The organism is Massilia sp. Masssp93, assembly GCF_059491295.1.
In genome coordinates, this window is the sequence record NZ_CP168502.1 from 5848444 (window position 1) to 5868480 (window position 20037).

Genomic DNA, 20037 nt, shown 5'->3' on the forward strand with positions numbered 1-20037 from the left:
CGGGACAAGGGACCGTCGAACCGGCCCCGTACGAACGAGTATTTCAATCCGTATTCGTAAAATCAAAGAATTTCGCCGGACACCTTTCAGTTTCTTCGTCTTTACTAAACAACGGGTTTGTCGCGCGACGGCGCGGCTCCTTGACGGTTCCTTTACGGCCGCGGCGCGTCCACCGCGACCGTCCGTTCCGCGGCGTTCCATGCGCGCACGGCGACTTCGAGCCCGCCCTGCCCGGCGGCGGCCGGATCGAATTCGGCGGTGACGACGCGGCTCTCGCCCGGCATCAGCGACACGTAGTTGTCGGACCAGTACACGGGCAGCACGCGCGCGCCGCCGGCCGTCGTCAAGGTCAGCTTCGCGGTCAGCAGCGGCACCGCGGATGGATTGGCCAGCGTGACGTCCACCTTGCGCGCCGCGCCTTCCGTGCGGCCGGCGGCGCGTACGGTCACGGGTACGTCGGGCAGCGCGTCCAGGCCGCGCAAGCGGTCCGGGCTCGTGGCCTCCCAGTACACGTTGTCGGAAAGGGTGCGGCCCGCGCCATCGGCGAGCGTCAGTTTCACGACCAGCAGACCTTCCCGCGCCAGCAGCTTGCCGATGCCGAGGTCGATGGGGCCGGACGTGCCGCCGCCGGCCACGCTGACGGTGGTCGCGCCGCGGCCGGCGAGCCTGCCGTCGACCGTGTACGCCGCGAACGCCACGTGCGCGTTCTCCAGCGGCGTGACCGGGTTGTTGATGACGTCGACGGCGTGATCGGGCAGGTTCAGTTGCACGTGCACGGGTTCGGACGCGTGTTTCGTGCCGTAGTAGGCGGCGTGCGTGTCGTAGTCGTGGCTGAGGATCTGCCACATCGTGCTCGGCCAGGCGGGCTGCGTCATCCACAGCATGCGGCCGCTGTTCTCGCGCCACAGCCCCGCGTTCATGCCTTCGAAGATGGCGCGGTGCGACTCATAGTTCATCAGCTGCGCCTTGCGCTCGAAGTCGGCGAGCGAGGCGGGCGCGCCGAACTGGCGATCGAGCGCCTTCATGAATGGCTCGACGCGGCCATTGCCGCTGGCATGCCAGTCGTGGTACGCGGCCGTGTCGCCCAGCGGCCAGCGCTCGGACGGCGGGACGACGGCCTCGAACGCCTCCCGCGTGGGGAACGACGGCGTGCCCACCTCGACGGCGAAACCCTTGGCGTGCGTCGTGAAATAGGTTTCCGGCGGCTGGTAGTCGTACGGGCCGCTGTTCTGCAGGTTGACGCGGTTCGAGCTGCCCGTGTACCAGCGCGTGCCGTCCTCCGCGTAGATCAGCGCTTCCAGTCTTTCGTTCAGCGCCGGCTGCGGCACGCCCTCGTTGCGGCCGAACCAGGCGACGATGGACGGGTGATTGCGGAAGCGGCGCACGACGTCGGCCGCATTCGCCATGAACAGGTCGACGTCCTGCGGTTCGATGTTGTAGTCCTGCGTCGAGGCCCAGAAGTCGTTCAGCACCATGAGGCCGTATTCGTCGGCCAGTTCGAAGAACGTCTCCTCGGTGTCCTGGCCGACCCAGTTGCGGATGATGTTCACGTTGGCGTCGCGGTGCAGGCGGAAGTACGGTTCCAGGCGCGCGCGGTCGACGCGCTTCATGAAGTCGTCCATGCCCCAGCTGCCCCCGCGCGCCGCGATGCGCACGCCGTTGACCTTGATGACGAGGTAAGGCGTCAGGCGCGTGTCGTCCAGTTCGCGGATCGCCTTCGTTCCCTCGGCTTCCGCCCGCAGGCCCGTCGCCCACTGGTTGTCCGCGATCTTGCGCAGCGCCTCGTGGCGGGCGTCCGTGATGCGGATGCCGAGTTCGTGGGCCTTCGTGAAATCGGCCTCCACGCGGCGCAAATGGCCCGTATGGTCGACCAGCGACAACTCGTACGTCACGCTGCGGATGCCGAAAGCGGTGTGCGCATGGTCGGACAACGCCGCCCCTTGCAGCACGTCGACGTCGAGGTCGTGCAGTTCCGGCTTGCCGTAGCCGTTCGGCCACCACAGGTGTGGATGCCTGACCTTGAGCGCGGCGAATTCCGCCGCCGCGAACCGCACCGTGCGCGTGCCGGGCGCCACGTCCAGCGTGCGGCTCACGACGATCGGCGCCAGCGCTCCGGCGCGGTCGCGGATGGTGGCGCGCACGGTCGCACGCACGGGCTTGTCCGACACGTTCGTCACCGGCACGTCGATGCCGATGTCGGCCTCGCCGTTGCCGGCCGCCAGCGCGGTGATCACGTGCGCATCGCCCACGCGCACGTCGCCCGTGCTGCGCAGGACGACCTCCTGCCACAGGCCGGTGTTGCGGTCGCGCACGGACGGAATCCAGTCCCACCCTTCGGTGGCGATGAAGGTCGGGCCGTCCTGCGCCTGCACCCCGCCGTTCTCGCCGACGCCGGCCGCGATGGATTCCTCGTGCGCGATGCCGGGATGCGGCGGCGGCGACACCTTGACCGCGATGACGTTTTCGCCCTTGGGGTTCAGGTACGGCCCCAGGTCGACGCTGCCGCGCACGAAGGCGCCGCGCGTCGTGCCGGCCTTGCGGCCGTTGACCCAGATGTCGGCCGCGTAGTTGATGCCCTTGAACGTGACGAACAGGTGCCGGCCCGGCCGCTGGTCCGGCGGCAGGACGAAGCTGGTGCGGTACCACCAGTCCTGCCGGCTCAGGCTTTCCGGAATCGCCAGGTTGTCGAGGCCGTACGCCGGGTCCGGATACACGCCGCGGTCGACCAGCGTCGTGAGCACGGTGCCGGGCACGGTGGCCTTGTACCAGTGCGACGCGTCGTAGCCGCCGCTTGCGATCTGACTGGCCGTTCCCGATGCCTTGTCCGCGGATTGCAGCGTCCAGGCGCGGATCGCCCAGGTGCCGGCGCCGCGCTTCTCCAGTGCCGGACCGGCATAGGCCGGCACGGCGACGGGGCGCGCCGGCGGCGTCGCGCTCTTGGGCAGCGTCCACGCATCCTGCGGCGCGAGCTGGCCGGCCATCTGGTGCGTCTGCAGCGGCCAATGCGGGCTGCCGGATTCGAACACGGTCAACGTCTCGTCCGGCCGTGCCGCCGCCAGCCGCGCGACGGCCTGCGCATCTAGCGCTTCGTCGGCGACCATCAATCCCGCGACGCGGCCGGCGAAACCGCCGGTGGCCCCGGTGCGCGGCGCGATCGCGAGCTGCGCGGCGGCCGTGTCCGCGCCGTCCGCATCCTGCCGCGCCACCTCCCTGCCGTTCGCGTACAGGACGACGTGGCGGCCGTCCCGGCTGGCCGCGACATGCGTCCAGGTGCCCGCGCCGAGCGTCACGTCGGTGCGCAGCGGCGCGCCGGCGCCGCAAAACGCCAGCTTGCCGTCGACGCTGCACAGGTAGCCGATGCCCTCCATGCCGGCCAACAGCGCCGTCCCGCGCGCGGGTTCGGACGGCTTGAACCAGCCGCCGATGGCGAAGCCGCGTCGGGCGGCCAGCGTCATGCCCTTGGGCGGCTTCTTGACGAGGCCATCGCTGGCGGCCGGGAATTCGGCGTTGAAGGGCCCCCACGTGGCCGCACCGGCGACCGGCGCCAGCGCGGCGGATGTGGCCAGCAGCACGGCAAGGACGGCGTTCAAGGGACGGGGTGGGCTGGCGACGGGCGTGGACAGGCCCGAACTGGCGTGGCGCATGGAGGTCTCCGGGAATGGACGTGATGTCCCGGCACGGGGCGGCCGGGATCGTTGTGCGGCGGATTCTGCATCCGGCCAATGGGAGGGTCAAACGCGGGACGGCCCTGGCGGCGCAGTTTAGCCGTGATCACTAAACAGCCCGCGACATGCGTGCGGCGCGCCCCGCCCGCCCCGTGGGCGCGATCTCCCGGCTCTTTAGTAAAGCCGTCTGACCGCTCTCAACATCCCGGCAGACCTTGGCGCAGGGTCACCCCGCTGCACGGGCATGTCCGTAAGATGTTTTTATTACATGCCAAAACATCATGCTCCGTCATCGCGGCGGATCGTTGCCCAAGTCATCGTCGTCTTTCGGAGATCCCGCATGAACATCCACGCATTGCCCGTTCCATCCCGCCGCGTCCTGGCGGCCCTGTTGCTGTCGTCCGCCGTCGGCGCGGCCTGGGCCGATTGCTGCAGCACCCCGAGCGAGGCCGGCCGCATGACGGGCGGCGGCTCCCTCATCTGCCCCGGCGCGGCCTACCGCTACACGTTCGGCTACGAGTTGCATTGCCAGCAGAACGGCACGATTTCCGGCCCCAACAACCTGGAAGTCAACCTGTCCACCGGCGACCACTTTCATTTGACGGATCTCACCCGGGGCCTGTGCACCGGTCCCGACGCCACCACGCCGAACGCGCCGTTCAACACGTATTACGGCACCGGCAGCGGGCGCCTGAACGGCGAGCCGGCCAACATCTGGTTCAACTTCGTCGACCGGGGCGAGCCGGGCGCCGGGGTCGACATCGCCGCGTTCACGATCCAGACGTCGTCGGGCAACCTGCTCCAGTGCAGCAATACGCTCGAAGGCGGCAACAACCAGGCGCACCAGGCCACCGGCAGGCGACCGTAACGCGCGCATGCCGCGCCTTGGCCATCGACGATGCGGCCAGGGCGCCGGGACGAGTCGGTGGATACGGGGTGGAAGCGGGCGCATGCTATAGTTGCCGGCCTGGACGCCGCGCCAGGCCCTCTATCCACACCATGAACGTTTCTCCACCCGATCGCCTGCGCACCCGGCTCCGGCAGCTGCTGCGCGCCAACGCCATCCTGCTGTGGGCGGCGCTGGTCGGCTGCGCCGGCGCGCTGGCGACGCTCCTCTTCCGCGACGGTCTCACCCTGCTGCAGGCGCTGCTGTTCGGCCGCAGCGGCTCCTTCGTCGACATCGCGACGGCCCTGCCCTGGCCCGCGCGCCTGCTGACGCCATGCGCCGGCGGCCTGCTCGCGGGCTGCCTGCTGGTGCTGGCGCGCCGCCACGCCGGCGGCGTGCGGGCCGACTACATGGAAGTCGTGGCCGTGGGCGACGGCAAGGTGCCGGTGCAGCTCACGCTCGTCAACAGCGTGTCGTCGCTGCTGTCGATCGCGTCGGGCGGCTCGATCGGCCGCGAAGGCTCGATGATCCAGCTGGCCGCGATGACCGCGTCCGTCGTCGGCCGCATCGGCCGCTTCAACACCGTGCGCCTGCGCCTGCTGGTGGCCTGCGGCGCGGCGGCAGGCATCGCCGCGGCCTACAACGCGCCCATCGCCAGCGCCTTCTTCGTCACCGAGATCATCCTGGGCGCCATCACGATGAACAGCCTCGGGCCGATCATGGTCTCCGCCGTCGTCGCCAACATCACCATGCGCCGCCTGCCCGGCTATCACCCCACCTACGAGATGCCGGCCTTCGCGCCGATCGCCAACCTGGAAGTCGTGTGGTTCGTCGCGCTGGGCGTGCTCGCGGGCCTGATCGCGCCGGCCTTTTTGTACGCGCTGCAGCGCACGCGCCGCCTGTTCGCCGGCAGCAGCCTGCCGCTGCCGCTGCGCCTCGCGCTCGGCGGCCTGGGCGTGGGCGCCATCTCCCTGTGGGTGCCGCAGGTCTGGGGCAACGGCTACAGCGTCGTGAACGCGCTGCTGCACCAGTCCTGGCTGTGGCAGGCCGTGCTCGTCGTCCTCGTCTGCAAGATCGCGGCGACCCTGCTCACGAGCGGCTCCGGCGCCATCGGCGGCATCTTCACGCCCACGCTGTTCGTCGGCGCGGCCATGGGCCATCTGTTCGCGCTGGTGCCGCAGGCGCTGTGGCCGGAGACGGCGGCGGCGCCGGCGGCCTTCGTCGCCGTCGGCATGGGCGCCACGCTCGCCGCCGCGACGAGCGCGCCGCTGATGGCGATCCTGATGATCTTCGAGATGACGCTCAGTTATTCGCTGATGCTGCCGCTGATGCTCGCGTGCGTGGTGGCGTACGGCGTCGCGCGCGCCGTGAACGGCCCGTCGATGTACGAGATCACGGCCCGCCGCGCGGCCGACGAGCACGAACGCGAGCGCCTGCGCGCCATCCGCATGCAGGAATTGATCCGCCCCGCCGACACCGTCCTGCCGTTCGATGCCCCCATCGCGCAGGCCGCCGCGCTGTTCCGCCAGCATCCCGTGAAATACGTCTACCTCGTCGACGACGCGCGGCGCTACCGCGGCGTGGTGGCCCTGCACGACGTCGCCGCGCTGTACCAGCAGGACGGCGCATCCGCCCGCACCTGCGCCGACATCGCGCGGCCGGATGCGCTGCCGGTCGTGAGCGCCGACATGAGCCTGGAGGAAGCCTTGCGCCAGTTCATGCGCCACTTCGGCGAGCGGCTGCCGGCCGTGCGCAGCGCGACCGACCCCGAGCTGCTCGGGGCGGTGCACAAGACGGATGTGCTGGATGCGTATGTCAGGTTGAACCGGGAGCCGCTGGGGGTGCATGTGGAGGGGTGATGTTCACTTTTTTTACGTGTTCACGTAACGTGAACAAGACCAAGTGATGAAAATTCTGTACGAAGACGGGTATGCCCTGCTCGCCACCCTGACCGATCCACGCAAGCGCGACCGCCTCGTCGTCCACATGACGCGTGCCGCCGGCGAATCGCAAAACAGCCTGCCACCCTAGGTCAGCGCCCCCGCCAGGACGGTCTGCACCAGATCGTCGATCTCGCCCGTGACGTTGGTCATCGTGCTCGCCACCACGGCGAACTCCTTGCCGACCGGGCCGGCGCGGGCCGCGACCACCTGCGCGTTGAAGGCAACCATGCGTGCCTGTCGCGCGATGGTCTTGATGTCACCCATCAAGTCCTGCATCTGCCGGCGCTGCAGCGCGGCATGCCGCTTGGACTGTTCCTCGTACACGAGGGTCAGGGCGTTGAGCACGCTGAGCAGCGGTGTCGCGCAGCGCACCAGGTCGTCGAGCAGCGCGGGCGCGCGGCGCGACCCGCTGCCGATGGCATCCAGCGTACTCTCGGCCAAGGCGATGAAGTCGCGCACGACCTTGTCCCCCTGCAGTGTGCCGAAGTAGGCATCGTGCAACTGCTGGCAGAATACGCCCGGCAACCCCTGCTTGCCCTGCACCAGCGTGATATGCGCCTCCTTGAAGGCCGCCAGCGTGTCGCGCGCGGTCCGGTCCGCGCCTTCATGGCCCAGCGACGCCAATACCGAATACAGCACCACCCGCTGGGACGTGAAGCGCCGGCGGCCGGACAGGTTGATCAGGGCGCCGAACACGTCGCCGGACAGCTTGACCTCGGGCTTGGCGACGGACAAGGGGGGAAGAGTTTCTGCATGCATCTTGGGCTCCGATCGGTTTGACCGCCGGCGGCGGCTCATACAACGTTCAGAGCAGGTTTCATGCCCGCTTGGACCGTGATTGTCGTATGCCGACGCACTAACTTGAATCAAACAGTCCGCTTATACGCACCAGGATGTGAGGGCAGCCCAAATAACGGGCAGGCGCGAACCACGCCGGATGTGCTCAACGACTGAACCGCCCCGTCTTCCAGGGCTGGACGGGCCGAGCGCATGGCCGTCATGCTTTTCCGCAGGAATGCGTGGCAATATTGCTGAAATAATGACGATTGATGCTCAAGGTGAGCCAGCACGATAACGACGGGATAAAAAATGAGTGAATCGCGCGTTTTGGTTCCGGCCCGAGTCAGGGAACAAAGCCACTTGGGTGTCGCGATAACGCTGCTTATCGTTGTGGGATTCTTTATCTCGGCCACCCTGATCGGCAACACGTACTCCTGCACCCCGATCGCAAATCTGTATTACCTGGGCGGGGTACTCTCTCTTCCCATACTGTTCGCCTTGCCGATCGTCTTCGCACCCAAGCTGCACATCATGTTGCGCGTATGCCTAAGCTTTCTTAATGCAGGCCTGGGTGTGGCGACGTGGGCATGGGCACACGATGCCGCCGGCATGACTTTCATGTGCAGGCTGTTCTAGCACACAGCCGTCCGCTCGTAATGCCGCATCTCCTCGAGATTGCCCACGAACGGCCTGACGCTCGCAAAGAACGCCCGGAATTCGGGGCTCTTGCGAAAGCCCTCCATGTGGCCTTCGACGGAATCCCATTCGATCCGCAGGATGAATGACGTCGGCTCTTCCGTGCACCGGCTCAGCTCGAAGCCCAGGCAATGGCTGGATGCGCGCAACGCCTCGCCGGCCGTCGCGTAGGCGGCGATGAACTGGTCGGCCTGGTCGGCCGGGATCTTGTAGCGGACGTATTCGATCACCATCGTGTGCTCCGATTGTTGAACTGATTGTTGGCAAAGAAAAAGCCCGCTGTTCTTGCGAAGAGCGGGCTTTCGTTCACAGGAAAACGGGCTCCTGTTTAAAATGGGATGTCGTCATCCATATCCGAGAAGTTCGGTGCCGGTTTCGGCTGCGGACGTGCGGCCGGGGCCGGCGGGGCCTGGCGCGGGGCCGGGCGGCTCGGCGCGGCGTCGTAGCCGCCCATGTCGTCGCCGCCGCCGTAGCTGTCGCCGCCGCCCATGCCCTGGCGGCCGCCCAGCATCTGCATGTTTTCAGCGATGATGTCGGTAGCGTAGCGCTCGATGCCGTCCTTGTCGGTGTACTTGCGGGTCTGCAGGCGGCCTTCCACGTAGACCGACGACCCCTTTTTCAGGTACTGGCCGACGATTTCGGCGAGGCGGCCGAAGAACGAGATGCGGTGCCACTCGGTCAGCTCTTTCTGCTCGCCGGTGTTGCGGTCCTTCGATTTATAGGACGTCGCCACGGCGATGTTGGCGATGGCGTCGCCGCTCGGCATGTAGCGGATTTCCGGATCGCGGCCGAGATTGCCGACGATGATGACCTTGTTAACTGATGCCATTTTGTAAAGCTCCTTTGGATGATCCCTGACTCTGCGTGCAGACTAGGCGTCAGGGAAACTGTTGATGTTGCGCCCGCTATTATGCTGGTCAGTCGCATCAGAAGCAACTGATTCCGCACTGATCGGACACCCGGTTTCCAGCACCCGATCAGACCACGAAGATGGGGGCGAAGTGCCCATTTTGGAAGAGATGCGCATCAATGCAACCCGGCGAAAAATATTTCGGTTGTCTGGCGAGTCTGCCATTGAATTGCCCCGCCCCCGGACCACATACGGAACGCACCCGCCGTCTCGCACGGCACGCAAGAACGACACATCTTGACAAGTCGTCATATCATGCCAACAAGCCTTGCGCACTTTTTCGAGGCCCGGCATACCACTGTAAATAAAAACAGTTAAACTAGTGCGCTTTCCCGTTCGGCCCGCTCACCCGTCACCTGCGTGCGCCGGCCCCGCAACCATTCGAAAGCCTTCAAACAACAATGGAAGAAATCCGTATCCGCGGCGCCCGCACGCACAACCTCAAGAACATCAATCTTGACCTGCCGCGCAATAAGCTGATCGTCATCACCGGCCTGTCGGGTTCCGGCAAATCCTCGCTCGCTTTCGACACGCTGTATGCCGAAGGCCAGCGCCGCTACGTCGAGTCGCTGTCGGCCTATGCGCGCCAGTTCCTGCAGCTGATGGAAAAGCCGGACGTCGACATGATCGAGGGCCTGTCGCCGGCGATCTCCATCGAGCAGAAGGCGACGTCGCACAATCCGCGCTCGACCGTCGGCACCGTCACCGAAATCCACGACTACCTGCGCCTGCTGTACGCGCGCGTCGGCACGCCGTATTGCCCCGACCACCCGGAAGAGCCGCTGGCCGCGCAGACCGTCTCGCAGATGGTCGATGCCGTGCTGGGCATGCCGGAAGGGACCAAGCTGATGATCCTGGCCCCCGTCGTCGCCAACCGCAAGGGCGAGCACGGCGACCTGTTCGAGTCGATGCAGGCGCAGGGTTTCGTCCGCTTCCGCATCCAGAGCGGCACGCACGCGGCCAAGATCTACGACGTCGACGACCTGCCGAAGCTCAAGAAAACGGAAAAGCACACGATCGACGTCGTCATCGACCGCGTCAAGGTGACCGCCGAGATCAAGCAGCGCCTGGCCGAAAGTTTTGAAACCGCGCTGCGCATCGCCGACGGCCGCGCCGTCGCGTACGAGATGGACACCGACAAGGAACACATCTACTCGAACAAGTTCGCGTGCAACGTCTGCGGCTACTCGCTGCAGGAGCTGGAACCGCGCCTGTTCTCGTTCAATAATCCGATGGGCGCCTGCCAGGAGTGCGATGGCCTGGGCCACATCGAGTTCTTCGACCCGAAGCGCATCGTCGCGTTCCCGAACCTGTCGCTGGCGTCCGGCGCCGTGAAGGGGTGGGACCGCCGCAACCAGTTCTATTTCCAGATGCTGACGAGCCTCGCGTCGCACTACGGTTTCGACCTCGACAAGCCGTTCGAGCAGTTGCCGAAGCCGGCGCAGGAAGCCGTGCTGTTCGGCTCCGGCAAGACCGCCGTGCCGTTCGCGTACGTGAATGAGCGCGGCCGCACGGTGATCCGCGAGCACACGTTCGAAGGCGTCGTGAACAACCTGCAGCGCCGCTACCGCGAGACGGATTCGATGGCCGTGAAGGAAGAGCTGGCGAAGTTCATCAACGAGAAGGAATGCCCGTCGTGCGGCGGCGCGCGCCTGCGCACGGAAGCGCGCTACGTCAAGATCGGCAATGGCAAGCAGCAGCGCGCCATCTACGAAGTCGCGAAGACGCCGCTGCGCGACTGCCTGACCTATTTCGACGGCCTGGAACTGACGGGCGCCAAGCGCGACATCGCCGAACGCGTCATCAAGGAAATCGTCGCGCGCCTGAAATTCCTGAACGACGTCGGCCTGGATTATCTGTCGCTCGACCGCAGCGCCGACACGCTGTCCGGCGGCGAAGCGCAGCGCATCCGCCTCGCGTCGCAGATCGGCTCGGGCCTGACGGGCGTGATGTACGTGCTGGACGAGCCGTCGATCGGCCTGCACCAGCGCGACAACGACCGCCTGATCGCGACCCTGAAACACCTGCGCGACATCGGCAACAGCGTGCTCGTGGTGGAACACGACGAGGACGCGATCCGCACCGCGGACTACATCGTCGACATGGGCCCGGGCGCGGGCGTGCACGGCGGCGCCGTGATCGCCGAGGGGTCGCTCAAGGACATCATGAAGAGCAAGACGTCGCTGACGGCGGCCTACCTGTCGGGCAAGAAGAAAATCCACGTGCCGAAGAAGCGCACGCAGGCCGACCCGGACCGCCAGCTCGTCATCACGGGCGCGACCGGCAACAACCTCAAGAACGTGTCGCTGGAGCTGCCGGTGGGCCTGCTCACGTGCGTGACGGGCGTGTCGGGTTCCGGCAAATCGACGCTCGTGAACGATACGCTGTATCCGGCGCTGTCGCGCCACCTGTACGGTTCGCAGACGGAGCCGGCGCCGCACGACGCCATCCACGGCCTGGAGCACTTCGACAAGGTGATCTCCGTCGACCAGGCGCCGATCGGCCGCACGCCGCGCTCGAACCCGGCCACGTACACGGGCGTGTTCACGCCGATCCGCGACCTGTTCGCGACGGTGCCGACGGCGAAGGAACGCGGTTATTCGGCCGGCCGGTTCTCGTTCAACGTCAAGGGCGGCCGCTGCGAGGCGTGCCAGGGCGACGGCGTGATCAAGGTCGAGATGCACTTCCTGCCGGACGTGTACGTGCCCTGCGACGTCTGCCACGGCAAGCGCTACAACCGCGAGACGCTGGAAGTCCAGTACAAGGGCAAGAACATCACCGAAGTGCTGGACATGACGGTCGAGGATGCGCACGAGTTCTTCAAGCCCGTGCCGGTCATCGCGCGTAAACTCCACACGCTGCTGGACGTGGGCCTCGGCTACATCAAATTGGGGCAGAGCGCGACGACCCTGTCGGGCGGCGAGGCGCAGCGTGTGAAACTGTCGCTGGAACTGTCCAAGCGCGACACCGGCCGCACGCTGTACATCCTCGACGAGCCGACGACGGGCCTGCACTTCGCCGACATCGACCTGCTGCTGAAGGTGATCCACCGCCTGCGCGACCAGGGCAACACGCTCGTCATCATCGAGCACAACCTGGACGTCATCAAGACGGCGGACTGGATCGTCGACCTGGGTCCGGAAGGCGGCGCGGGCGGCGGCACGATCGTCGCGCACGGCACGCCGGAGGAGGTGGCGGTGAATCCGGACAGCGTGACGGGCAAGTATCTCAAGCCGCTGTTGAAGCAGTAAAGAGCGGCAGGGCCATGAGATCGATCGTGGCCCGAACCGCTTCACCGTCGTCCCCGCGCAGGCGGGGACCCAAGTTTTGCATGCAGTCCTGCGGCTGGAGCTGACGCGACGCGTACATTGCTTGGGTTCCCGCCTGCGCGGGAACGACGGTTTTTAGTGCGCCGCCCTCCTCACACACCCCACTCCACCGTAGCCCTCCTGCGCCGGAGCCCTGCTGCACCGTAGCTCTACTCCACCGTATAAAACGGCTGCTTCACCCGCACCGGCCGCACGTCCATCCTGATCCGGTAGACCGAATACGCATCCTCGCGGTTCGTGACGTATTCCGCGCTGTCCGGCACGCGTGTGAACGTGAACTCGAACCCGCGTTCCGGAGACTGGCTGTCCGGCCCTTCGAACGCCACGCCGACGGCGCGCTGCAGATCGCTGTCCACCAGTTTTTCGAGCAGGTCAGCGACCGCCGTGTTGCCGAGGATGTCCGTGTAGAAGATCGGCGCGCGGTGCTCGACGTACTTCCGGTCCACGGGCTCCTTGCCCGGTCCCGGCACATAGGTGCGCGTGGCCAGGTTGAACCGGTCGCCGCTGTCCAGATAACTGATGCGCGCGTTGGACAGATTGAACCCCGGCTTGGCCTTGTCGGTGCTTGCACCCGCCAGGTCGAGCACGAGCGCGCCCCGGTAACCGATCACGGTCACGTCGCGCGCCGGCCCGACGATGGCTGCCGTGTTTTCGTCGATGCCCAGTCCCAGCGTGTATCCCTTGGCCAGCATCGCGGGCAGCATGCGGCCGAAGCGCCCGCGCGCGAGCAGGTGCTGGTCGACGAAGACGTCGGTGCCGATGAAGCCCAGTCCCGGCGCCACGTCCTTGCCGTCGACCACGCCGTTCTTCAGCACCGGCATCACGTCCAGCGGCGGGTCGTAGAACATTGTGCTGCTCATGATGGCGGCGCCGGCGCTCGTGCCCGCGATGACACCGCCGCGCCGGTACAGCGCCCACAGCGCGTCCAGCACGGCCGTGTTGCTGCCGTCGGCGCGCCGCAGGGAACCCGTGATGCGGGCTTGATCGCCGCCCGTGAAGAAGGCGCCGCCGGCCTTGCGGATCGCACCCGCCAGGGCCGGATCGTCCGCGGCCTTGCGCGCCGCGTCGATGCTGTCCGGGCCGGCCAGGCGCGGCGCGACCGGTACGACGAAGGCCCGCGCGCCGTAGCGGTTCAGGGCGTCCACCGTGAGCCGGCCCTCCTTTGCGGGATTCTCGGCGGCAGTCGGGAGCACGGCGATGCGCGCGCCCTTCCCGCCCGCCAGCGCGACGACTTTTTCCCACACCTCGGCATTATTGACGCGCAGGCCGCCGCCGATGATGACCAGCGATCCTTTCGCCGCACCAGCATCGGCAGCGGCATCGGCCGCCGCCGCCCCGGCGCTGGCGACGACGAGCGCCAGCGCGCAACACACGCTTTTGACCATGTCAGCGGAACGAGTAGTTCGCGCTCACGAACGCGCTGCGGCCGCGCGGGTCCGTGTAGCTCGGGTCATACCCGGCCAGGAAGAACCAGGCCTGGTTCGAGAACGGCGGGTCCGCGTTGAACAGGTTCAGCACCCCTGCGCGCACCTTCAATTGCTTGCTGACCGTCCAGCTGCCCGTCAAATCCCACAGCGAATAGTATTTCACGTGGTTAGGCAGCAGGAGCTTGTCCGTGTACGGATCGTAGGTCGTGTTCTGGTCCGTGTAGCCGGTCGAGTACTGGTTCGCCAGGGTCAGCGCGAGGGGCCCGTTGTCCCATTCGAAGTTCACGCGGTGGCGCCACTTCTGGATCACCTGGTCGTTCAGGAACACGCCCAGGTTGCTGCGGTACGGCTCGTCCGGACCGAACTGGCGGTCGTAGTGCAGGATCAGCGTGCCGGACAGGTTGATGCCGAAGCGGCCCCACGGCCCGCGCTCGGTGCGCCAGTCGCCGCCGATATCGAAGCCCGACGTCTTCAGCTTGCCCTGGTTTTCCTTCATGAGGAGGATGTTGGAGATGAAGCCGTCCTCGTCGCGCTGGATGTACTTGCCGTTGTAGGCGTCGGGGTTTTCGATGATGACCTGTTCGCCCAGGGTGCTGATGACGTCCTTCTTCTCGATGTTCCAGTAATCGATCGAGAGGCTCGTGCGCTTGACCGGCTCGAACACGACGCCGAGCGTGAACTGGCGCGATTTTTCCGGCTTGAGGTTCGGGTTCGAGCGGCGTTCGACGTTCCACTGGTCGGTACACGTGTCGATGCTGCCTTCCTGCTTGACGCACTGCGGGTCGGTGAGGATGCCGGCCGTCGTGCCGAAGATCGTCGGGCGCTTCAGGTCCGACAGCGACGGCGCGCGGAAGCCCGTGCCGGCCGACGCGCGCAGCAGCAGCGATTGCATCGGCTGCCAGCGCAGGCCGATCTTCGGATTGGTCGTGTTGCCCACTTCGCTGTAATGGTCCCAGCGCAGCGCGAACTGCATTTCGAGTTCCTTGGTGAACGGCGCGACCACCTCGGTGAACACGGACGCCACCTTTCTCGTATTGTCCGCCGTCTCGACGTCGGCCAGTTCGCCGGCCGGGATCGTGCTGTCGCGGTCACCGGCGATGTTGTTCGACTTGAGCAGTTCCGACGGCGTGAACGTCTGGTGCTCGTGCCGCAATTCGCCGCCGACGGCGAGCGCGAGATCGCCGCCCGCCAGCGCCGTCAACGAGCGCGACATCTTGCCGTCGAGCGAAGTGGACACGCCCTTCGCCTTTCTCGCCTCGTCGTTGATCTTGATGCTGTTGATCAGGTCCAGTCCCGCCTGCGAGGACGGGGCGAACGGGTTGATCGTCCCCGCGCGCACGCCGGCCTCGAACTTGTCGTACAGGACGTAGCCGTTCACGTACTTGTCGACGGCCTTGTTCTCGGCGCGTCCCAGCGCGACGTCGTAGTCCCAGCCCGCGAGCGTGCCGGTGGCGCCCAGCAGCAGGCGCTGTCCGGTGCTCGTCACCTCGTTGCTGCGGTTGCCCGCTTCCGCCATGCGGTAGCGGATGCCGCTGAAGGTGTCCGGCAGGCCCGGTGCCGACAACGCCGTCCGATAGGCGTCCGGCAGGATGCTCACCGGCAGATTGCGGATGCGGACGGGGTTCGGCGACAGCACGTATTTCGACGTCGCCTCCGTCTGCACGAGTTCCGCGAACAGCTGGTTGTCCGCATCGAGCTGGAACGTCGCGCGGCCGATGAAGCCGATCTTGCGCGAATCGGGATAGATCTCCGTGTCTTCCATGTAGTCGTAGCTGCAGCCGGCCGCGCCGCCCGGTCCCTTTTCGGCGTAGACGGTGGCGGGCGGATTGCACTTCGGCGAACTCGGATTGACGCGGCTGGACGTGCTGCCGGCCGGCAGCAGGCCCGCCGCGATCAGGGCGGCGCGCTGGGCGCCCGAGATGTCGACGTTGGCCGGGAAGGTATTGCTGGACATCTGCGCCGGCAGGGTCGTCGCGAGCGGGCGCTCCGCGATGAAGCGGCGCTGGCCCGAGCGCAGGCGGTCGAGCTGCTGCACGTCGAGCACGCCGAACACGTTGAAGCGGTCGGTGGACAAATCGCCCGTGCCGCCGCTGAGACTCAGGGTGCGCTTGCCGGCGCCGCCCTGCTGGGTGCCGGCGGCCGACGCGGCCAGGTCGATGCCCTTGTAATCCTTGCGGGTGATGAAGTTGATCACGCCGCCGATGGCATCCGTGCCGTAGATCGCCGACGCGCCGTCCTTGAGCACCTCGACGCGCTGGATCGCGCCGGCCGGGATGTTGTTCAAGTCGACGCCCGAGTTGTCGCCCGGGGACGCGAAATTGGCCAGGCGCCGGCCGTTCAGCAGGATCAGCGTGGACGAGACGCCCAGGCCGCGCAGGTTGGCGCCATTCATGCCGCGCTGGCCGGAGGTGCCGTCCGAGATGCTCGGGCCGTCCGTCAGCGGCGCCGTGTTCGCGCTGATGTTCTTCACCAGTTCGGCGGCGGTCGTCGCGCCCATCTTCTCGATGTCCTCGCGCGAGATCAGCTGCACCGGCAGCGCGGTCTCGGTGTCGATGCGCTTGATCGACGAACCGGTGATTTCCACGCGGTGCATTTTCGGTTCGTCCGCCTGCGCCTGCGCGTATGCCTGTTGCGCCATCAGGCCCACGGCCGCCGCGAGGACGGTCGGTTGCAAGGCTCTCGTAATGTGCTTGGTCATGCGGTGCATCCTCTCTCGGTGTCTTGGGTGGTGACTCAGGACTTCTTGACGACGGGACGCTTGCGGACGCCCTCTTTTTTCTGCGTGCCGCCGGTACGGATCTGGTGCTCGCCGTGGAGGTAGGCGGCGATCGCCTCGGTGTGGCGGGCCGCCTTGGCGACGTTGGCCTTGTTGGAAGTCATCAGCGCCACGGCCAGCGCTTCGATGACGGCCAGCGCGGCGCTGGAACTGCTGGGCAGCACGGGATGCGCGCTGTGCGCATACAGCACGTGGTGTCCCAGCTCGGCGAGCGGCGACGCGGGCGAGTCCGTGATGGAGACGATGGTCGCGCCGGCGGCGCGCGCGAACCGGGTCAGCGACGCGGCGTCCAGCGTGTAGCGCGGCAGCGAAATCACGACCAGCACGTCACGGCCGGTGACGGTGGCGAGATGGCTGGCCGCCACCTCCGTGCCGCCGCTCGCGGCCACTTCCACCACGTGCCGGCAGAACGGCTGCAGGTGCATCGCGAGCGCGCCCGCGAGGAACGACGACAGCCCGAACCCCAGCACGTACACGGCGCGCGCCTTCGTGAGCACCGTGCCGACGCGGTCGATCTCGCTGCCGGCCAGGCCGCGCCGGGTCGCCGTCAGCGCGGCCTCCGCATAGCCCAGGCTTTCCAGCGCGGGCGACACCTTCGCGGCGCGGCGCGCGATCGTGCTGCGCAGCTTTTCGACCGGCTGCAGTACGGACTGCAGCGTCTCCGCCACCGCGCCGCGCATCGCCGCGTAATTTTTAAAACCGAGATCGCGCGCGAACCGGCTGATGGTCGCCGTCGACACATCGCACGCGTCGGCCAGTTCCTCGATGCCGAGCGCCGTCACGCGCACCTGGTTGCGCAGCACGTAGTCCGCGATCGCGCGGTTCGACGCCGAGCCCCCGGCCAGCACGCGCAACAGCGACTGGCCGAGCGAAGACTCGGCGAAACCGATGTCGGGCGAAGCGCTGCGCGGAGCGGGAGGAGCCATCGTAACCGGATGTCAATGAGTTAATGTTTTTAAATGTAAAACAGGTGCCTCGAAAAGTTCAACAAGATTTTGAAAATAGGCTTTCATCGATTTACGTTGTGTAAAAATTCATACATAATCGGCCGCACCAGCAGCCGCCAGGAGATCTTGCGCATGCATACGAAGACACACCCGATCGCCACCGAGCCTGGCCTCGCCACCTGCCAGCTGACCTCCTGCCACTACGGCAGCGCGGGCAGCGGCAAGAAGGTTTATATCCAGGCGTCGCTGCATGCGGACGAAGTCCCCGCGATGCTGGTCGCGCATTGTCTGCGGCGCGAACTGGAGCGGCTCGATCTTGAAGGCCGCATCTGCGGCGAAGTGATCCTCGTGCCGGCCGCGAATCCCATCGGGCTGTCGCAGGTCGTGCACGGCACGCCGCTCGGGCGTTTCGACCTTGCCTCCGGCGTGAATTTCAACCGCGCCTTCCGCCACGTCGCCGACGAACTCAAAACGACGCTGGCCGGCAGGCTCGGGCCCGACGCGGCCGCCAACGTCGCCGCGATCCGCGCGCAAGCGCGCGCCGCCGTCGATCGCTGGGAACCGCTGGATGCGACCCAGGTCTTGAAGAAAACGCTGCTGGCGCTGGCGATCGACGCCGACATCGTGCTCGATCTGCACTGCGACAACGAAGCCCTGCTGCACGTGTACACCGGTCCCGCGCTGGCGGACCGCGTAAAACCGCTGGCGGCGCTGCTCGGCGCGCGCGCTTACCTGCTGTCCGCCGGGTCGGGCGGCGAGCCGTTCGACGAAGCGTGCGGCCGGTTGTGGTGGGAGCTCGCCGCGCACTTCGGACCGGCGATCCCGATCCCGCCGGCCTGCGCCGCCGTCACGGTCGAACTGCGCGGCGAGATGGACGTGCGCTACGATTACGCCGAACAGGACGCGCAGGCGCTGTTGCAATGGCTGGCACGCGAAGGCATCGTCGACATCCCGCCGGGCGCACTGCCCGCGCCGCTGTGCGAACCGTCTCCGCTCGAAGCCGTCGAGCCGCTGCACGCGCCGCAGTCGGGCGTGCTCGTCTTCCTGAAAGCGCTGGGCGACGAGGTCAAGGCCGGGGACGCCGTCGCCGACATCGTCAACCCGGTCACCGGCGCGACGGCCACCGTGCGCGCGAGCCGCGACGGGCTGCTGTTCGCCAGCACCGCGCATCGCCACCTGCTGCGGGGCATGCACGTCTGTAAGATCGCGGGCACGACGCCCTTCCGTTCCGGTTCCCTGCTGAGTCAATGAGGCCAATGCGTATGCGCCTGCGAATGCCCAATACCTTCGTGCTGCTGTTCGCGATTCTCTCCCTGATCGCGCTGGCGACGTGGCTCGTCCCCGGCGGGAAGTACGAGACCCATCTCGTGAACGGCAAGCAGCTCGTCGACCCGGCCTCGTTCCACTACGTCGCGAACGCGCCGCAGGGCATCGTCGCGCTGATGAAGGCGCCCATCAAGGGTTTCGTCGAGGCGGCGCAGATCATCGGCTTCGTGCTGGTCGTCGGCGGCGCGTTCGCCGTCGTGCAGCGGACCGACGCGATCGACACCGGCATCCACTCGATCGCCCGCATGCACGAGCACTCGGCGTTCGTGCGCGCCGCGCTGATTCCGGTCTTCGTCACGCTGTTCTCGCTCGGCGGCGCCACGTTCGGCATGAACGAGGAGGCGATTCCGTTCGTCCTGATCTTCGTGCCGCTGGCGCTGGCGCTCGGCTACGACACCATCGTCGGCGTGTCGATTCCCTTCCTCGGTTCGCAGGCCGGTTTCGGCGCCGCCTTCCTCAATCCGTTCAACGTCGGCATCGCGCAAGGCATCGCGGGCGTGCCCGTGTTTTCCGGGATCGGGTATCGTTTGATCGTGTGGGTGGCGGCGACGTTCGTCACGATCGTCTTCCTGATGTGGTACGCGGCGCGCGTCAAGCAGAACCCCATGCTCAGCCCGACCTATGTGCTGGACCAGGCGCGGCGCCTGGAACATCCGGCGGCCGCGCCGTCCGGGCAAACGGGCGACCGCATGATGGGACGGCACAAGGCGGTGCTGGCGATCTTCGCGCTGGCGCTGGGTTCGATGGTGATCGGGGTCGTGAAATTCGGCTGGTACATCGACGAGATCGCGGCGCTGTTCTTATCCATGGCGATCGTCGTGGGCATCGTCGGCCGCCTGGGGCCCGACAACTGGGTGGCGGCGTTCATGCAGGGGGCAAAAGACCTGGCGCCGACGGCGCTCGTGATCGCGGTCGCGCGCGGCACGATGATCCTCGCGCGCGACGCCCACATCATCGACACGATGCTGCACGGGCTGATGCCGCTCGTGCAGTCGAGCCACCCCGTGTTCGCGGCACAGAAGATGTACCTGATCCAGTCGGTGATCAACTTCTTCATCCACTCGGGCACGGGCCAGGCCGCGCTGACGATGCCGATCATGGCGCCGCTCGCGGACCTGGTGGGCGTCACGCGCCAGACCGCGATCCTCGCGTTTCAGCTGGGCGAGCTGTCGACGCCGATGATCCCGACGTCCGGCATCACGGTCGGCGTGCTCGCGCTCGCGCGCGTGCCCTGGATCACGTGGGCCAGGTGGATGATCCCGCTGCAGCTGATCTACCTCGTGCTGGCCCTCGCCCTGCTGGTGCCGCCGTGTCTCATGCAGTGGAGCTGAGACCTGGAACCTGTCCCGGCA

Annotated in this window: 14 protein-coding genes; 7 read left to right on the plus strand and 7 right to left on the minus strand. The window is 66.9% G+C overall.

Annotated elements, in window-relative coordinates; all coding sequences use genetic code 11:
- Positions 1–152 precede the first annotated feature (152 nt).
- On the minus strand, positions 153–3644 hold the full coding sequence (locus tag ACEN9Q_RS24390) for a glycosyl hydrolase 2 galactose-binding domain-containing protein (protein WP_495626326.1): 3492 nt from the start codon (positions 3642–3644) through the stop codon (positions 153–155).
- A gap of 361 nt (positions 3645–4005) precedes the next feature.
- Between ACEN9Q_RS24390 and ACEN9Q_RS24395 the strand changes: the two genes are divergently transcribed.
- From ACEN9Q_RS24395 to ACEN9Q_RS24405, 3 genes are all read left to right on the plus strand, one after another.
- Positions 4006–4533, plus strand: coding sequence for a hypothetical protein (locus ACEN9Q_RS24395; RefSeq protein ID WP_495626327.1), 528 nt, complete (start codon positions 4006–4008; stop codon positions 4531–4533).
- Between the two features lie 131 nt (positions 4534–4664).
- Complete coding sequence (locus ACEN9Q_RS24400) at positions 4665–6410, plus strand: ClcB-like voltage-gated chloride channel protein (RefSeq protein ID WP_495626328.1); 1746 nt, start codon at positions 4665–4667, stop codon at positions 6408–6410.
- Between the two features lie 46 nt (positions 6411–6456).
- Positions 6457–6582, plus strand: a complete 126-nt coding sequence (locus ACEN9Q_RS24405; protein WP_495626329.1) for a hypothetical protein — start codon at positions 6457–6459, stop codon at positions 6580–6582.
- Here ACEN9Q_RS24405 and ACEN9Q_RS24410 read toward each other — a convergent pair.
- Positions 6579–7253, minus strand: a complete 675-nt coding sequence (locus ACEN9Q_RS24410; RefSeq protein WP_495626330.1) for a methyl-accepting chemotaxis protein — start codon at positions 7251–7253, stop codon at positions 6579–6581. The two genes, ACEN9Q_RS24405 and ACEN9Q_RS24410, sit on opposite strands and share 4 nt — an antisense overlap.
- A gap of 330 nt (positions 7254–7583) precedes the next feature.
- On the opposite strand from ACEN9Q_RS24410, the gene ACEN9Q_RS24415 reads away from it, so the two are divergent.
- Positions 7584–7910: a hypothetical protein gene (locus tag ACEN9Q_RS24415; protein WP_495626331.1), complete on the plus strand. Its 327-nt coding sequence runs from the start codon at positions 7584–7586 to the stop codon at positions 7908–7910.
- Here the strand turns inward: ACEN9Q_RS24415 and ACEN9Q_RS24420 are convergent.
- A complete protein-coding gene (locus ACEN9Q_RS24420) occupies positions 7907–8203 on the minus strand; it encodes a putative quinol monooxygenase (RefSeq protein ID WP_056437879.1) in 297 nt (98 codons plus the stop codon). The genes ACEN9Q_RS24415 and ACEN9Q_RS24420 overlap by 4 nt on opposite strands.
- 95 nt (positions 8204–8298) lie before the next feature.
- On the minus strand, positions 8299–8799 hold the full coding sequence (gene ssb / locus ACEN9Q_RS24425; RefSeq protein WP_056437874.1) for a single-stranded DNA-binding protein: 501 nt from the start codon (positions 8797–8799) through the stop codon (positions 8299–8301).
- A gap of 482 nt (positions 8800–9281) precedes the next feature.
- Between ssb and uvrA the strand changes: the two genes are divergently transcribed.
- Positions 9282–12131 carry an excinuclease ABC subunit UvrA gene (gene uvrA / locus ACEN9Q_RS24430; protein ID WP_495626332.1) on the plus strand — a complete coding sequence of 950 codons (2850 nt, stop codon included), beginning with the start codon at positions 9282–9284 and terminating at the stop codon, positions 12129–12131.
- Between the two features lie 227 nt (positions 12132–12358).
- On the opposite strand, the gene ACEN9Q_RS24435 is transcribed toward uvrA, so the two are convergent.
- Genes ACEN9Q_RS24435 through ACEN9Q_RS24445 form a run of 3 tightly spaced genes read right to left on the minus strand, consistent with a single transcriptional unit; the run spans position 12359 to position 17338 of the window.
- Complete coding sequence (locus ACEN9Q_RS24435; protein ID WP_495626333.1) at positions 12359–13594, minus strand: cyanophycinase; 1236 nt, start codon at positions 13592–13594, stop codon at positions 12359–12361.
- A 1-nt stretch (position 13595) separates the two neighbouring features.
- Complete coding sequence (locus ACEN9Q_RS24440; RefSeq protein WP_495626334.1) at positions 13596–16334, minus strand: TonB-dependent receptor; 2739 nt, start codon at positions 16332–16334, stop codon at positions 13596–13598.
- A gap of 35 nt (positions 16335–16369) precedes the next feature.
- Positions 16370–17338: a MurR/RpiR family transcriptional regulator gene (locus ACEN9Q_RS24445; protein WP_495626335.1), complete on the minus strand. Its 969-nt coding sequence runs from the start codon at positions 17336–17338 to the stop codon at positions 16370–16372.
- Positions 17339–17491: 153 nt separating this feature from the next.
- Here ACEN9Q_RS24445 and ACEN9Q_RS24450 point away from each other — a divergent pair, with 153 nt between their 5' ends.
- Positions 17492–18610: a succinylglutamate desuccinylase/aspartoacylase family protein gene (locus tag ACEN9Q_RS24450; RefSeq protein ID WP_495626336.1), complete on the plus strand. Its 1119-nt coding sequence runs from the start codon at positions 17492–17494 to the stop codon at positions 18608–18610.
- Positions 18611–18633: 23 nt separating this feature from the next.
- Positions 18634–20016, plus strand: a complete 1383-nt coding sequence (locus ACEN9Q_RS24455; RefSeq protein WP_495626337.1) for a YfcC family protein — start codon at positions 18634–18636, stop codon at positions 20014–20016.
- The last annotated feature ends 21 nt before the right edge of the window (positions 20017–20037 follow it).

What these genes read in the sequence shown, in the direction of transcription:
- ACEN9Q_RS24445 (WP_495626335.1), bottom strand. Translation starts at nt 17,338, where the DNA reads ATGGCTCCTCCCGCTCCGCGCAGCGCTTCGCCCGACATCGGTTTCGCC.
- ACEN9Q_RS24415 (WP_495626331.1), top strand. Translation starts at nt 7,584, where the DNA reads ATGAGTGAATCGCGCGTTTTGGTTCCGGCCCGAGTCAGGGAACAAAGC.
- ACEN9Q_RS24420 (WP_056437879.1), bottom strand. Translation starts at nt 8,203, where the DNA reads ATGGTGATCGAATACGTCCGCTACAAGATCCCGGCCGACCAGGCCGAC.
- uvrA (WP_495626332.1), top strand. Translation starts at nt 9,282, where the DNA reads ATGGAAGAAATCCGTATCCGCGGCGCCCGCACGCACAACCTCAAGAAC.
- ssb (WP_056437874.1), bottom strand. Translation starts at nt 8,799, where the DNA reads ATGGCATCAGTTAACAAGGTCATCATCGTCGGCAATCTCGGCCGCGAT.
- ACEN9Q_RS24450 (WP_495626336.1), top strand. Translation starts at nt 17,492, where the DNA reads ATGCATACGAAGACACACCCGATCGCCACCGAGCCTGGCCTCGCCACC.
- ACEN9Q_RS24400 (WP_495626328.1), top strand. Translation starts at nt 4,665, where the DNA reads ATGAACGTTTCTCCACCCGATCGCCTGCGCACCCGGCTCCGGCAGCTG.
- ACEN9Q_RS24405 (WP_495626329.1), top strand. Translation starts at nt 6,457, where the DNA reads ATGAAAATTCTGTACGAAGACGGGTATGCCCTGCTCGCCACCCTGACC.
- ACEN9Q_RS24435 (WP_495626333.1), bottom strand. Translation starts at nt 13,594, where the DNA reads ATGGTCAAAAGCGTGTGTTGCGCGCTGGCGCTCGTCGTCGCCAGCGCC.
- ACEN9Q_RS24440 (WP_495626334.1), bottom strand. Translation starts at nt 16,334, where the DNA reads ATGACCAAGCACATTACGAGAGCCTTGCAACCGACCGTCCTCGCGGCG.
- ACEN9Q_RS24395 (WP_495626327.1), top strand. Translation starts at nt 4,006, where the DNA reads ATGAACATCCACGCATTGCCCGTTCCATCCCGCCGCGTCCTGGCGGCC.
- ACEN9Q_RS24410 (WP_495626330.1), bottom strand. Translation starts at nt 7,253, where the DNA reads ATGCATGCAGAAACTCTTCCCCCCTTGTCCGTCGCCAAGCCCGAGGTC.
- ACEN9Q_RS24455 (WP_495626337.1), top strand. Translation starts at nt 18,634, where the DNA reads ATGCCCAATACCTTCGTGCTGCTGTTCGCGATTCTCTCCCTGATCGCG.
- ACEN9Q_RS24390 (WP_495626326.1), bottom strand. Translation starts at nt 3,644, where the DNA reads ATGCGCCACGCCAGTTCGGGCCTGTCCACGCCCGTCGCCAGCCCACCC.